Source organism: Amycolatopsis sp. SID8362, from assembly GCF_010550475.1.
In the GTDB taxonomy this organism is placed as follows: Bacteria; Actinomycetota; Actinomycetes; order Mycobacteriales; family Pseudonocardiaceae; genus Amycolatopsis; species Amycolatopsis eburnea.
On sequence record NZ_JAAGNB010000624.1, the window covers coordinates 26,275 to 39,617 of the forward strand.

Consider the following 13,343-nt stretch of genomic DNA (forward strand, 5'->3'; position numbering starts at 1 on the left):
CGTCGGTCCGGGCGCTCACCAGGGTCGTGAGTGTTCAGTCGGGTTAGAACCCGACCGAACACTCACGACCGTGGACGACCTTGTGACGTGCCGCACGCCGGGACCCCCGTGGCACGATGGCGGCGTGGAGCAGAAATCCGTTCGTGAATCCGTCGTGTCCGCCTGGACCGGCGACGTCGTGCCCAGTTTGTCCGGGCTCGTGGCGATCCCCGCGCTGTCCCCGGCCTTCGACGCCGACTGGGCGAAGAGCGGCCACCTCGCCGCCGCCGTCGAGCACGTCCGCGCGTGGATCGCCGGGCGCGGCCTGCCCGGCGCCACCCTCGAGGTCGTGCAGCTCGAAGACCGCACGCCCTTGCTGCTCGTCGACGTCCCGGCGACCCCGGGCGCGGCGGACAAGGGCACCGTCCTGATGTACGGCCACCTCGACAAGCAGCCCCCGGTCGGCGGCTGGTCCGAGGGCCTCGGCCCGTGGACGCCGGTGCTGCGCGACGGGCGGCTGTACGGCCGCGGGTCCGTCGACGACGGCTACTCCGGCTACGCGGCGACGACGGCCCTCGAAGCCGTGCACGCGGCCGGCGGCGAGCACGCCCGCACGGTCGTGCTGCTGGAGACCGGCGAGGAGTCCGGCAGCCCGGACCTGCCCGCCTACGTCGAGCACCTGGCGGACCGGATCGGCGACGTCTCGCTGGTCGTCTGCCTGGACGCCGGCGGCAGCGACTACGAGCGGTTGTGGCTGGTCACGAGCCTGCGCGGGATGCTGCACCTCGACGTCAACGTCCAGCTGCTGGCCTCGGCGCAGCACTCCGGCGTCGCGTCGGGCGTGGTCGCCAGCTCGTTCCGGGTGCTGCGGCGCCTGATCGAGCGGCTCGAGGACAGCGAGACCGGCGAGCTGCTGCTCGACGAGCTCAAGGTCGACGTCCCGGCGGACCGGCTGGCCGAGCTCGAAGCCGTCTCGAAGGACTTCCCCGACGCGCTGGCGAAGGCGTTCCCGCTGGTCGAAGGCGGGCGCGTGATCACCGAAGACGCGCTGGAGCTGATGCTGAACAACGCGTGGCGCCCGACGCTGTCGGTGATCGGCGCCGACGGCTTCCCGAAGCCGGCCGACGCGGGGAACGTCCTGCGCGAGAGCACCACGCTCACCCTGAGCTTCCGGCTGCCGCCGACGGCCGACGCCGCGAAGGCGCTCGAAGCCGTGAAGAAGGCCCTGACCACCGACGTCCCGTACGGCGCGAAGGTCACCTTCGGCGACAACCCGCAGTCCGAGGACGGCTGGAACGCCCCGAGCGAGGCGCCGTGGCTGACGGCGGCCCTGCGCACGGTCAGCGACGAGGTCTTCGGCCGCCCGCACCGCGCGACCGGCATGGGCGGGTCGATCCCGTTCATGGGCCTGCTCTCGCGGAAGTACCCGGACGCGCAGTTCCTGGTCACCGGCGCGTGCGGGTCGGACTCGAACATCCACGTCCCGGACGAGTGGCTGCACCTGGACTACGCGCAGCAGGTCACCGAGGCCGTCGCGCACATCCTGGACGCGCACGCCCGCGGCTGAGGCGCCACTTTCCCCACGAAAGTGACCCGGAGGCCCCCTCCGGGTCACTTTCACGTGAAAGTGCCGCCCTAGCGGCAGGCCTCGCGCAGGGTCGCGGCGGCCGCGTCGAGGTAGGCCTGGAAGTCCTCGGCGCCGCCGGCGTCGATCCACCGGTCGAACGCGTCGCCGAAGACGATCGCCGCTACCTGCGCCGCCGCTTTCGCCTGGTCGGGCGGGGTGCCCCGGCGTTCGAGGGCGTCGCGGAGCGCGGCGGTGATCGCGGCCGCCTTGGTCCGTTCGCGCTCCTGGAGTTCCGCGGTGGCCGCGATGACGGCCCGGCGCTCGGGTGAGGGGTCGACGAGCCGCGTGACCTGCGTGCCGACGTCGGCGAGCGCCGCGAGAGCCGTGCGCAGCGGGGACCCGGCGTCCTCGGCGGCGAGGACGGCTTCGGCGATGGCGGGCGGAAGCTGCTCCGCGCCGGCGAAGAGGACTTCGCGCTTGTCGGGGAAGTAGCGGAAGTACGAGCGGCGGGTGATCCCCGCGCGCTCAGCGATCTGCGTCACGGTCACGGCGTCGTACCCGTGCTCGGTGTACAGCTCCAGCGCGGCTTTCCGCAGCCGGTCCGCGGTCCCGGGATCCCATCTGGCCACGGGCGCAGTCTAACTGGTGATGTCTCAGTGTGTCGTCACGTGCTAGCGTCGGTGATGACACACTGAGACATCACTGGAGGACGTCATGGAGATCTGGGTGCTCGGGGCTCTGGGCCGGACCGGCCGCGGGATCACGGCCGAGCTGGCGGCCCGCGGCCTGCCGGTCGTGCTGGTCGGCCGCAACCGCGAACGCCTGGCGGCGACCGGCGCGAAGTTCGTCGTCGCCGACGGCGTCGAAGCCATCGCGGCCGAGATCCGCCGGCACCGGCCGGCGGTCGTGGTCAACACGATCGGCGAGTACGCCGCGACGGCCGGGACGATCGCGCGGGCCTGCCTGCCCGGCGGCCACTACGTCGACCTGGCTGCGGACCTGGTCGCCGTCCCGCGCCTGCTCGGCCTGCACGAAGAGGCGCTCGCCGGCGGCAGCACGTTCGTGACCGGCGCCGGCTTCGGTGTTCTGGCCACGGAGGCCGTCGTCGCGAAGCTGTGTGAAGGGCATCCGACGCCGAGCGCGGTCCGGATCGACGCGGTGGCGTCGGTCGCCATCGAAGCGGGGGCGATGGGCGTCGCGCTGGCCGCCAGCATCGTCGACGCCCTGACCACCGGCGGCCGCGAGTACCGGGGCGGTCGCTTGGTCCCTTCGCGGCTCGGCGGAAACGCGCAGACCCTCACGTTCCCGGACGGCGAAACGGCGAAGTCGGCGAGCGTGCCCTCGGGCGAGCTGGTGGCCGCGCACCGGGCGAGCGGCGCGCCATCGGTGACCATCACGTCCGGTCTCGCGCCCGCGTCACCGGTGGTCCGGGCGGTATTGCCCCTGCTCGGCCGGGTGCTGTCGATCCCGGCCCTGCGCCGGTTCACGGTCCGGCGGCTCGCCGGCGTCCAGGCGAAGGCCGCCCCGCGACCCCGCGCGCACTCGTGGGGCCACGCGCTCGTCACCTGGCCCGACGGCACGACACGCGAAGGCTGGCTCCGCGCGGGCGAGGGCATGGACTTCACGACGTCGGTGGTGGCCGAGGTCGCCGCCCGGCTGGCCCGCGGCGAAGGAAAGCCGGGCGCCCACACCCCGGCGTCGGCGCTGGGCGCGGAGGTGGCCGAAGCGGCGGGCGGGACCTTCCTGCTTTAGGCCAGCCGGGTCAGGTGGACCGAGACGTCCAAAGTGGACTGCCCACCCCCGGTGAAGATCCCCTTCAACGGCGCCACGTCCGCGTAGTCCCGCCCCATCGCCACCCAGACGTGCCGCGGCCCGACCGGGATGGCGTTCGTCGGGTCGTAGGCCCACCAGCCACCCGTCCAGACGTCGACCCACGCGTGCGACTCGCCCTCCACCACCTCGCCGAGCTTCGCGTCCGGCTTCGTGTGCAGGTAGCCCGACACGTACCGCGCCGGGATGCCGATCGCCCGCAGCATCACCAGCGTCACGTGCGCGAAGTCCTGGCAGACGCCTTCGCGCGCCTGCCAGGCATCGGTCGCCGTCGAGTGGACGCCCGTCGTGCCCGGTTGGTACTTGAGCTGCTTGTTCACCCACTCGCACACCGCCAGCACCGCGTCCGCCGGATCCAGCCCCGTCCGCAGGGAACGAGCCTCGCGCGCCAATGAGACGTCACGCGGGGTGTAGTCGGTCGGGGTCAGGTACTCGGTGCGGTGGTCGACGACCGTGTCGGACCGCAGGTCCTTCCAGGAAGCCGTCCGGATCGGCTCGGCCTCGTCCGCCGTCTCGACCACTGAAGTCGCGAGGACCGTGAACTCGGTGTGCGGCGCGTGGAGGTCGAACGACGTCACGACCGTGCCCCAGTAGTCCGTGTACCGGTACGCGCGCGTCGCCGGCGTGGTCTCGATGCGGGTCGCGACCGTCGTCTGGCGGCGGTCCGAGCGCGGGGTCAGCCGGGCCTCGTTGTAGGACTGCGTCGCCGGGGTCGCGTACCGGTAGCCGGTCCGGTGCGCCACGCGCAGCTGCCACGTCACAGCGAAACCTCCGCACCGCTCCACGCCACCCACGGCGACGTGCTGAAGTACTGCAACGACACCGCTTCGCCGATCTCCTTGATCGTCGTCTGCAACGAGCCGAGCCGCCGCGGCAGGTCGGTCAGCAGGTCCGACGGCCGCAGGAACTCCAGCTCGCTGCGGGCGCGGCCGAGCTGGCGCAGCGCCTCGGACTTCTCGTTGCTGCGTGAGCCGCCGCCCGGGTCGAGCCGCTGGAGGCAGTCCTCGGCCTGGCGCAGCGCGTGGAACACCGAGCGCGGGAACAGCGTGTCCCGCAACAGGAACTGCACGACGCGGCCGGCGTCCAGCGCGCCCCGGTAGGTCCGCAGGTACGTGTCCTGCGCGCCGGCCGAACGCAGCACCGTGATCCAGCCCGGCGAAGACGCGCGGTCCGCGACGCGGGACAACAGCAGCCGCACGACCATGTCGGCGCGTTCGATCGAGCGGCCGAGCACCATGAACAGCCAGCCGTCGTCGCGCGACATCGTCGAGTCGGCGAGGCCGGCGAACATCGCCGCGCGCTCCTCCACGAAGGACAGGAACGCGTGCGGCCCGGCGCGCCGGGCGTAGCGCTGCCGGTCCGGGACCGCGTTCCACGTCGCGTTCAGGCATTCCCACAGCTCGGTCGAGACGACTTCGCGCGCGCCGCGCGTGTTCTCCCGCGCCGAGTTGATCGAGCCGACGATCGACGCGGGGTTGTCCTTCGCGTACGCCACCAGCTCGGTCAGCTTCCAGACGTCGAGCGCGTCCCCGTCGGGGGTGTCGATGCCCAGGACGGCCAGGAGCTGGCGGCTCGCGTGGTCCGGGTCGACCGTCGCGTCCTCCAGCAGCTGGTGGACCGAGACGTTGAGGATGCGGGAGGTGTCGTCGGCGCGTTCGACGTACCGGCCGATCCAGTACAGCGACTCCGCGTTGCGTGCCAGCACTTCGAACCTCCCTAGCTCTGCTGCTGTTGCTGTTGCTGCTGGGACGTCGACAGCTCCGGCCCCTGCTCGGCGACCAAGCCGTCCACAGTGGACATCGCGCCGAGCGCGGGCCGCTCCAGCTCGCGCTCGGCCGTCGACGCGCGGGACGCCAGCACCCACGTGTCCTTCGAGCCGCCGCCCTGCGAGGAGTTGACGACCAGGCTGCCCTCCGGCAGCGCCACCCGGGTCAGCCCGCCGGGCAGCACGAAGATCTCCTTGCCGTCGTTGACGGCGAACGGCCGCAGGTCGACGTGCCGCGGCGCGAGCCGGTCGTCCACCTTGGCCGGCACGGTCGAAAGCTGGACCACCGGCTGCGCGATCCAGCCGCGCCGGTGCGCGCGGACCTTGCGCCGCAGGGTGTCCAGCTCCTTCTTCGTCGCCTCCGGCCCGAACACGATCCCGTAGCCGCCGGAGCCCTCGACGGGCTTGATCACCAGCTCGTCGAGGTGCGCCATGACGTGGTCGAACTCGTCCGGCAGCCAGCACCGGAAGGTGTCGACGTTGGGCAGCAACGGCTTCTCGTTCAGGTAGTACTTCACCATCTCCGGCACGTAGGTGTAGACGAGCTTGTCGTCGCCGACGCCGTTGCCGATGGCGTTCGCGACCACGACGTTGCCCGCGCGCGCCGCGTTCTGGATCCCGGCGACGCCGAGCACGGAGTCCGGCCGGTAGTGCACCGGATCGAGGAACTCGTCGTCGATCCGCCGGTAGATGACGTCGACCTGGCGCTCGCCCTCGGTGGTCCGCAGGTAGACGACGTTGTCGCGGCAGAACATGTCCCGGCCTTCGACCAGCTCGACGCCCATCAGCCGGGCCAGCAGCGAGTGCTCGAAGTACGCCGAGTTGTGCACACCGGGGGTCAGCACGACGACCATCGGGTCGGCCACGTTCGCCGCGGCCGCCGCGCGCAGCGCCCGCAGCAGGTGCGACGCGTAGTCACCGACCGGGCGCACCCGGTGCTGGGCGAACAGGTCCGGGAAGACCCGGGCCATCGTGCGCCGGTTCTCCATCACGTACGACACCCCGGACGGATTGCGGAGGTTGTCCTCCAGCACCCGGAACGTGCCCTCTTCGTCGCGCACCAGGTCCACTCCGGACACGTGGATGCGCACGCCGTTCGGCGGGGTGATGCCGTACGCCTCCCGGCGGAAGTGCTCGCACGACGTGATCAGCCGCCGCGGCAGCACGCCGTCCCGCAGGATCTGCCGGTCGCCGTAGACGTCGGCGAGGAACGCCTCGAGCGCGCGGACGCGCTGGGCCACGCCGCGCTCGAGCTTCGTCCACTCGGCGGCCTGGATCACCCGCGGCACCAGGTCCAGCGGGAACGGCCGCTCCTGCCCGGACAGCGAGAAGGTGATGCCCTGGTCGACCATCGCCCGGTCCAGCGCGGCCGACCGCGAGTTCAGGTCGTGCGCGTCGAGCGCCGCGATCGACTCGTACAGCGCGCGGTACGGACCGCGGACCGTGCCGTCACCGGCGAACATCTCGTCGTAGGCGCCGGCGTGCGGCCGCTCCGGACTGAGATAGCCGTCGAACCGGGCCCCGGGCCGGGTGATCCGGCTGCTCGCCGCCTTCCTCGCGCGTCGACCGGACGGGGGCAGCCGGGGCGGGGTGGCGTTCATGAGCGACATCCTGACGCACGTGCCCGTGCGTGCGCGACACTCGCACAGCGGTGGGCGCGGTGCGAAACGTCGCCGTAACTCGACAGTGCTGTGCTTTGGTATGGATGAGTGGCAATATGCGTGCTCTCACGAACTGAGAACTACGAGGAGTGACGACGTGGCCCGAGGAACCCAACTCAAGGCGCTCGCGATGCTGCCTGCGTTCGCCCTGGTCGGCCTGACCGTGGCCTGCGGAGCCGGCGGGAGCGGGGCCGGCAACGTCGGTACGAGCAGCTCCGCCGCCGCGCCCGGCACCGGTTCGGGTGACGTGGGCACGGTCGCCAAGGACGACGCGCTCGCCGCCCTGGTCCCGGCCGACGTCAAGACCGACGGCAAGATCCTGGTCGGACAGGACCAGAGCTACCCGCCGAACGAGTTCCAGGACGGCGGCAAGGCCACCGGCTTCGACGTCGACCTCGGCACCGCCATCGGCCAGGTGCTCGGCGTGCAGATGGAGTTCCAGAACTCCTCGTTCGACGGCATCATCCCCGGCCTCGGCGCGAAGAAGTACGAAATGGGCATCTCGTCGTTCAGCATCACCGCCGAGCGGCTGCAGTCGGTCGACATGATCTCCTACTACAGCGCGGGCACCTCGCTGGCCGTGCTGAAGGGCAACCCCGACGGCCTGAAGGTCGAGGACCTCTGCGGCAAGAAGATCGCCGTCCAGAAGGGCACCACCCAGGTCGAGGACCTCGACAAGAAGAACGCCGCCTGCACCGGCGCCGGCAAGCCGGCCATCGAGATCACCCAGCTGCAGGCCCAGACCGACGTCAACCTGGCCCTCACCGCCAAGCGCGTCCAGGGCGAGCTGGCCGACTCCCCGGTCATCGACTACGCGATCAAGCAGACGAACGGCCAGCTCGAGTCGGTCGGCGCGCCGTACGACACGGCGCCGTACGGCATCGTGCTCCCGAAGGGCAGCGGCGACTACGGCAAGGCCGTCCAGGGCGCGATCCAGAAGCTGATCGACAGCGGCGCGTACAAGAAGATCCTGGACAAGTGGGGTCTGAACGCGACGGGCGCGGTCACCAAGTCGGAGATCAACCCGGCTTCCTGAGTTAAGGACTGAGTTCGTGAGTTCCTCCGAAGCGCCTCCGCCCGAGGCGCCGATCGACGCCGAGCCCATCAAGGCCGTCCCGGTGCGCCACTACGGGCGCTGGGTGGCCGGGGTGATCATCGTCTTCGTCGCGTTCATCGTGATCCGCAGCGTGATCACGAACGACGCCCTGCAGTGGCCGGTCGTCGGGGACTACCTCTTCGACGACCGGGTGCTGCGCGGCCTGCAGAACACGCTGATCCTGACGGTGATCTCGATGGTCATCGGGATCGTCGGCGGCATCCTGCTCGCCGTCATGCGGCTGTCGCCGAACCCGCTGACCTCGGGCGCGGCGGCCATCTACATCTGGCTGTTCCGCGGGACCCCGCTGATCACGCAGCTGGTGATCTGGAACTTCCTGGCGCTGGCCTACCCGCGCCTCGGCCTGGGCGTGCCGTTCGGGCCGGAGTTCGTCAGCTGGGACACCAACCAGCTGATCACGCAGTTCACCGCGTCGCTGCTCGGCCTCGGCCTCAACGAAGCCGCGTACATGGCGGAGATCGTGCGCGGTGGCATCCAGTCGGTCGACTCCGGCCAGCTGGAGGCGGCGAGCGCGCTCGGCATGAGCCGGACGAAGACGCTGCGGCGGATCATCCTGCCGCAGGCGATGCGGGTGATCATCCCGCCGACCGGCAACGAGACGATCTCCATGCTGAAGACGACGTCGCTGGTCGTGGTCATCGGCTACTTCGAGCTGATGGTCGCGGTGCAGACCATCTACTCGCAGAACTACAAGACGGTCCCGCTGCTGATCACGGCCGCGACCTGGTACCTGTTCATGACGTCGATCCTGACGATCATCCAGGTCCAGATCGAGAAGCGGTTCTCCCGCGGCACTTCGCGCGCCGAGGCGAACAAAACCAAGTGGGCGGGGCGGATGCTGGGCTTCCGGTTCGGCTCCGGTGCCACCGGCGGAGGGGGGAAGGCCTGATGGCTCCGGTCGTTTCCGCGCAGAAGATCTGCAAGAGCTTCGGCAGCGTCGACGTCCTCAAGGGCATCGACCTCGAGGTGCACGAACGCGAGGTGCTCTGCCTGATCGGGCCGTCCGGCTCGGGCAAGTCGACACTCCTGCGCTGCATCAACCACCTCGAGAAGATCGACGCCGGCCGGCTCTACGTCGACGGCGTGCTCGTCGGCTACAAGCAGCGCGGCGACAAGCTGCACGAACTGCGGGAGAAGGAAGTCGCGTTCCAGCGCAAGGACATCGGCATGGTGTTCCAGCGCTTCAACCTCTTCCCGCACATGACGGCGCTCGAAAACGTCATGGAGGCGCCGATCCAGGTCCGGCGCGAGCCGAAGGCCAAGGTGCGCGAGCGCGCGCTGGAGCTGCTGGACCGCGTCGGCCTCGGCGACAAGGCGAAGAACTACCCGTCGCAGCTGTCCGGCGGGCAGCAGCAGCGCGTCGCCATCGCGCGGGCGCTGGCGATGCAGCCGAAGCTGATGCTGTTCGACGAGCCGACGTCCGCGCTGGACCCGGAGCTCGTCGGCGACGTCCTCGGCGTGATGAAGCAGCTCGCCAAGGACGGCATGACCATGGTCGTCGTCACACACGAGATGCAGTTCGCGCGCGAGGTGGCGGACAAGGTGCTGTTCATGGACGGCGGCGTCGTCGTCGAAGAGGGCCCGCCCGACCAGGTCATCGGGAGCCCGCGCGAGGAGCGGACAAAGTCGTTCCTCGCCCGGGTGCTCAACCCGAACGCCTGACGAAACCGTCCGGATTCGCTATTTTGAAAGCGGGTGACAGAGGGGGACGGGTGTTTTGACGACCGAAAGCGCGCTTCCCCCTCTCGACCCGTTCGCCGGAATTCCGGATCGCCGCTATGAAGTCAAAGCCGCCGATCTGCTGAAACCCGGCAACGGCGGCCTGCTGCGCTGGCGCCGTCAGGCCACGAACGCGCCGATCGTCTACGTCGAAGACGCCTACATCACCGGCACGCTCGACCTGCGCGCCGCGGACCTCAAGTACCTCTTCCGGTTCGAGCGCTGCCGGTTCGAGCACCCGCCGGACGTGCGCGAAGCGAACCTGCTGGGGCTGGTGTTCCGCAAGTGCTGGCTGCCCGGGCTCAAGGCCCGCAACATGCGCAGCCGCAACGACGTCCGGCTGATCCGCAGCGTCGTGCAGGTCGACGGCGCGGACCGCGAGATCGAAGAGACGACCGTCCAGCGCGGCGACGACCGCGAACGCGGCATGCCGAACGCCGCCGTCAACTTCACCGACGCGGTGATCGAGGGGTCGATGGTGCTCACCCGCACCGTCATCTCGCACCCGCACGGGAAGGCGATCCACGCCGACCGGCTCGTGCTGACCGGCGCGCTGCTGGCCTACCGGATGGTCGCGAACGGCGAAGTCCGGCTCCCCGGCCTGCGGACCGGCGGTAACGTCAACTTTTCCGGCGCCACGCTGAACAACCCGGACGGCTTCGCGCTCAACGGCAACGGCCTGCACATCGGCGGCAGCCTGCTGTGCGAAGTCGACAACTACGGGCCCGCCAGCCAGCGCAAACGCTTCTCCGCGACGGGGATCGTGTACCTGCCGAGCGCCACGGTCGACAGCGACATCGTGATGCGCGAAGCGAAGCTGACGGTGTCCCAGCACGGGCCGATCGCCGTCGACGCGTGGAAGTCGAACGACCCCTACCTGGACCCGCGCCCCGCGCTGGTCGCCGACCGCCTCCGCGTCGACGGCAACGTCGAGCTGTCCGACGGCCTGCAGGCGCTGGGGACGTTGCGCATGGTCAACGCCCGCATCGGCGGCTCGCTCCGGCTGGCCGGCGCCGAGGTGCGGGTCGAGCGCGGCAAGTCGCAGCCGTACTACGACCGCGCGCTGCACCTGGACGGCACCGAGATCGGCGGCGACATCGAGGCGACCAGCCTGCGCGTGCCCGCGGGACAGCTGCGGCTGGCGGACGTCACGGTCGGCGGCAACTTCCTGGCGTGGAACTCGATGTTCCGCCACCCCGGCCGCGACGTGTTCTCGGCTCGCCGGTCCAAGATCGCGGGCAACTTCCAGCTGACGGACGCCACCATCCACGGCACCCTGCGCCTGCAGGGCGTCGAAGTCGGCGGCTCGATCAACCTGGCGGGCACCAGGTTGACCGACCCGGGGGTGCGTGCGACCAGCAGTTACTCCCTCGACGTCCGGACCGGCCGGGTCGGCCGCGACCTGACGCTGCGCGACAACAACGGCCGCCCGTTCACCGCCGAGGGCGGCGTCAACCTGGACGGCGCCCAGGTCGCGCGGCGCGTGGACCTGCGGGGCTCGGAGCTGCGGTCGCTGCCGCCGTTCCGCGTGGCCCTCGACGCGGGCGACGTCGCGGCGGACGAGTTCACGCTGACGCCCAACTTCCCGCCGGAAGGCCGGATCGTGCTGCGCCGCGCGCACTGCGGAACGCTGACCGACAACGACGAGTTCTGGGCCGCGTCCAGCGGCATCGAGCTGGAGGACTTCCGCTACGACGCGCTCGGCCGCGGCATCCCCCTCGACGACGACAAGGCCCTCGACCACCGCATCGAGCTGCTGCGCAAGGCCATGCGCGGCTACCGGCCGGGCCCGTACGACCAGCTGGCCCACATGCTCCGCGCGGCGGGTAACGAAGAGCACGCGTCGACGGTCGCGCTGCGCAAGCAGCAGTTCAGGTACGAGGCCCTGGCCCGCGGCTTCAAGTTCTTCGGCCCGGGTGTCCGGCTGTGGAGCTGGCTGCAGCGCTCGATGGTCGGCTACGGCTACCGCCCGGTCCGCGCCCTCGGCTGGCTGCTGACGCTGCTGGTGCTGGGCAGCCTGTGGTTCGGCCTGGGCACGGACGACTGCATTCATTGGGCGACTTCGGACCCGGCCCACCAGATCATCGCCAACGGCGACCGCTGCGTGGTGAACCAGCAGGACACCGGCCTGCAGTGGAACCCGGTGATCTACACGGCGGACCTGCTGGTCCCGATCGTGGACTTCGGCAACAAGAGCCGCTGGTACATGCACGGAACGGACAATTGGGTAGCGGCGGGCTTCACGGCATCCGGCTGGATCCTGGCCACCACGGTGGCGGCAGGCGTGAGCCGCATGCTGCGACGGGACAACTGAGGGATCCCGCCCCGACCCCGGACCAGCCCCCGCCCTCTCCGGGGGGCGTCCCCAGTCCAGCTTATCGGGGGCCGCCGACGATCCCGGCCGATCCGGGCGCTTCGGCCGAGGCTGTCCACATCACCCGTTCGGCATCCACAGGGCCGTTTTCCTAACGGCGGTCGCTGACATACCCTCGGTATGTCCCTCAGTGTGGAGGTCCCCTTGAACGCACCCAACGCCACCGGCCGGATCGAGATCGGCGCGGCGCCCGAAACCGTGTACGAGCTGGTCAGTGACCCCGGGAAGCTGGCGGACGTCGCCGAGGAGTACGCCGGGCACCGGTGGGTCGACGGCTCCGACGGGCCGGCCGTCGGCGCGAAGTTCCGCGGGCGCAACCGGCGGGGTTTCCGGCGCTGGAGCACGCTCTCGACCATCACGGACGCCGATCCCGGGCGGCGGTTCGGGTTCGAGGTGACCTCGGTCGCCGGGTTGCCCGTCTCGCGGTGGCAGTACGACTTCGAAGCTACCGACGGCGGCTGCGTCGTCGTCGAAAGCATGTGGGAGCGGCGGCCGGCGTGGTTCAAGGTGCCGACGTCGACCGTCACCGGGGTGTGGAACCGGGACGAGGCGAACGCGGCCAACATCGCCGCCACCCTGGCTCGGCTGAAGCGGGCCGCCGAGGCTAGTCGATGAAGCGGGACCAGAACGGGATGTAGCGGGGGCCGTCCGGGGGCGCCGTGCTGATGCCGCCCGTGGCGAACTCGCGGTGCAGGTAATCGCGCAGGTCGCTGCCGTAGACGATGATGTCCGTCTGGTACACCGACAGCACCGGGTAACCCACCGTGCCCGCCAGGCCGGGCAGGTAGCGGTGCCCGCACACCGGCACCAGCTGCGGCACGTCGGCCAGGCGCCGCCGGGCCTCGCGGACCGCGTCTTCCGGGCCGACCGGGCGGGTGCCCCAGTCCGGGAGCCAGAAGCCGTTGTGCTCGACGTCGTACAGCACGCCGTCGACCGGCCATGCCAAACGTTTGCGCAGCTGCTCGGGGTTGCCGCAGCGCCAGTCGGGCCAGCGGTCGCCGATGGGCACGCCGGCGGACAGGAACGTGCGGTGGTCCGCGGCGAAGCGGAAGCCGAACCGGCGCTCGACGTCGTCGAGTTCGGCTTCGCTCAGCCCCGGGCGCACCGGTTCCCGGAGGTTCTCCTGCAGGTGCCGTGCCTCCTCGGGGGTGAGGGCGCCGGCCGGCTGGACGGGGGTCATGAGGCGAGCCTAAGCGGCGGTTCACCGGCTCGCGCGTCCTTTTTCGACCGACCTGGGTGACCTCGGAGGGGTGAGTTTGTTCTCTCATCGGCTGGACCGCGGAACAGAGCGTGAGCGCGTGTAGTTCACTCATGCCGTGACTTCCCCACGA

General features: G+C 70.7%; 12 protein-coding genes. 7 read left to right on the plus strand and 5 right to left on the minus strand.

All coding sequences use genetic code 11. The features are described from left to right. Positions 1 to 124 precede the first annotated feature (124 nt). Entirely contained in the window at positions 125 to 1,546 is a 1,422-nt protein-coding gene (locus tag G3I65_RS19125; protein ID WP_160697314.1) for a M20/M25/M40 family metallo-hydrolase, read from the plus strand. A 68-nt stretch (positions 1,547 to 1,614) separates the two neighbouring features. On the opposite strand, the gene G3I65_RS19130 is transcribed toward G3I65_RS19125, so the two are convergent. Beyond that, complete coding sequence (locus G3I65_RS19130; protein WP_160697315.1) at positions 1,615 to 2,175, minus strand: TetR/AcrR family transcriptional regulator; 561 nt, start codon at positions 2,173 to 2,175, stop codon at positions 1,615 to 1,617. 85 nt (positions 2,176 to 2,260) lie between these two features. Here G3I65_RS19130 and G3I65_RS19135 point away from each other — a divergent pair, with 85 nt between their 5' ends. Beyond that, complete coding sequence (locus G3I65_RS19135; protein WP_160697316.1) at positions 2,261 to 3,298, plus strand: hypothetical protein; 1,038 nt, start codon at positions 2,261 to 2,263, stop codon at positions 3,296 to 3,298. Here the strand turns inward: G3I65_RS19135 and G3I65_RS19140 are convergent. Genes G3I65_RS19140 through G3I65_RS19150 form a run of 3 tightly spaced genes read right to left on the minus strand, consistent with a single transcriptional unit; the run spans position 3,295 to position 6,751 of the window. Then, positions 3,295 to 4,137 carry a transglutaminase family protein gene (locus tag G3I65_RS19140; RefSeq protein ID WP_125309081.1) on the minus strand — a complete coding sequence of 281 codons (843 nt, stop codon included), beginning with the start codon at positions 4,135 to 4,137 and terminating at the stop codon, positions 3,295 to 3,297. The genes G3I65_RS19135 and G3I65_RS19140 overlap by 4 nt on opposite strands. Further along, positions 4,134 to 5,081, minus strand: coding sequence for an alpha-E domain-containing protein (locus tag G3I65_RS19145; protein WP_160697317.1), 948 nt, complete (start codon positions 5,079 to 5,081; stop codon positions 4,134 to 4,136). The genes G3I65_RS19140 and G3I65_RS19145 overlap by 4 nt, the downstream gene beginning before the upstream one ends. A gap of 11 nt (positions 5,082 to 5,092) precedes the next feature. After that, positions 5,093 to 6,751, minus strand: a complete 1,659-nt coding sequence (locus G3I65_RS19150; RefSeq protein WP_125309077.1) for a circularly permuted type 2 ATP-grasp protein — start codon at positions 6,749 to 6,751, stop codon at positions 5,093 to 5,095. 181 nt (positions 6,752 to 6,932) lie between these two features. On the opposite strand from G3I65_RS19150, the gene G3I65_RS19155 reads away from it, so the two are divergent. The 5 genes from G3I65_RS19155 (at position 6,933) to G3I65_RS19175 (ending at position 12,627) form a co-directional block, all read left to right on the plus strand. After that, positions 6,933 to 7,838 carry an ABC transporter substrate-binding protein gene (locus G3I65_RS19155; RefSeq protein ID WP_160697353.1) on the plus strand — a complete coding sequence of 302 codons (906 nt, stop codon included), beginning with the start codon at positions 6,933 to 6,935 and terminating at the stop codon, positions 7,836 to 7,838. A 16-nt stretch (positions 7,839 to 7,854) separates the two neighbouring features. Next, positions 7,855 to 8,808 carry an amino acid ABC transporter permease gene (locus tag G3I65_RS19160; RefSeq protein WP_160697318.1) on the plus strand — a complete coding sequence of 318 codons (954 nt, stop codon included), beginning with the start codon at positions 7,855 to 7,857 and terminating at the stop codon, positions 8,806 to 8,808. After that, the gene (locus G3I65_RS19165; RefSeq protein WP_160697319.1) at positions 8,808 to 9,581 is read left to right on the plus strand and encodes an amino acid ABC transporter ATP-binding protein; all 774 of its coding nucleotides are present in this window, start codon (positions 8,808 to 8,810) and stop codon (positions 9,579 to 9,581) included. The genes G3I65_RS19160 and G3I65_RS19165 overlap by 1 nt, the downstream gene beginning before the upstream one ends. A 55-nt stretch (positions 9,582 to 9,636) precedes the next feature. After that, positions 9,637 to 11,952, plus strand: a complete 2,316-nt coding sequence (locus G3I65_RS19170) for an oxidoreductase (protein WP_160697320.1) — start codon at positions 9,637 to 9,639, stop codon at positions 11,950 to 11,952. Positions 11,953 to 12,156: 204 nt separating this feature from the next. Further along, complete coding sequence (locus G3I65_RS19175; RefSeq protein WP_239071297.1) at positions 12,157 to 12,627, plus strand: SRPBCC family protein; 471 nt, start codon at positions 12,157 to 12,159, stop codon at positions 12,625 to 12,627. On the opposite strand, the gene G3I65_RS19180 is transcribed toward G3I65_RS19175, so the two are convergent. Continuing rightward, positions 12,617 to 13,192 carry a hypothetical protein gene (locus G3I65_RS19180; protein ID WP_125309069.1) on the minus strand — a complete coding sequence of 192 codons (576 nt, stop codon included), beginning with the start codon at positions 13,190 to 13,192 and terminating at the stop codon, positions 12,617 to 12,619. The two genes, G3I65_RS19175 and G3I65_RS19180, sit on opposite strands and share 11 nt — an antisense overlap. Positions 13,193 to 13,343: the final 151 nt, after the last annotated feature.

Excerpts from the sequence above, each read along its gene's own strand:
- G3I65_RS19135 (WP_160697316.1), top strand. The coding sequence starts at position 2,261 with ATGGAGATCTGGGTGCTCGGGGCTCTGGGCCGGACCGGCCGCGGGATC.
- G3I65_RS19150 (WP_125309077.1), bottom strand. The coding sequence starts at position 6,751 with ATGTCGCTCATGAACGCCACCCCGCCCCGGCTGCCCCCGTCCGGTCGA.
- G3I65_RS19155 (WP_160697353.1), top strand. The coding sequence starts at position 6,933 with ATGCTGCCTGCGTTCGCCCTGGTCGGCCTGACCGTGGCCTGCGGAGCC.
- G3I65_RS19165 (WP_160697319.1), top strand. The coding sequence starts at position 8,808 with ATGGCTCCGGTCGTTTCCGCGCAGAAGATCTGCAAGAGCTTCGGCAGC.
- G3I65_RS19180 (WP_125309069.1), bottom strand. The coding sequence starts at position 13,192 with ATGACCCCCGTCCAGCCGGCCGGCGCCCTCACCCCCGAGGAGGCACGG.